1 protein-coding gene is annotated in these 273 nt (G+C 41.8%); it reads right to left on the bottom strand.

Features of this window, described 5'->3' with window-relative positions; translation table 11 throughout:
- Positions 1 to 273, bottom strand: a 273-nt coding sequence (locus SB658_RS23935; protein WP_410602822.1) for an NAD(P)H-dependent oxidoreductase, incomplete at both ends; no start/stop codon positions are given.

Genomic DNA, 273 nt, shown 5'->3' with positions numbered 1-273 from the left:
AGTTCAGCAGCAGGACCTTCAGAGTAGTATCCGCCACGTGCTTGGATGTGTAGAGCTTTTTTGTCTGTTAATAATCCAACAGGACCTTGCTCAGTGTATTTGAATGTTTTACCAGCTACAGCAACAGAGTCGATGTATGCTTTAAGAACTGGTGGGAATGAGAAGTTCCAAAGTGGTGAAACAAATACATATTTGTCAGCAGAAACGAATTGATCGCTTAATTCGTTTAGGCGAGCAACTTTTGCTTGCTCTTCAGCTGAAAGTGTATCGAAG

The organism is Bacillus sp. SIMBA_008 (assembly GCF_046535495.1).
Taxonomy (GTDB): domain Bacteria; phylum Bacillota; class Bacilli; order Bacillales; family Bacillaceae; genus Bacillus; species Bacillus subtilis.
Note: the sequence above shows the minus strand (reverse complement) of the source record. Positions and strands in the feature narration are given on the sequence as shown.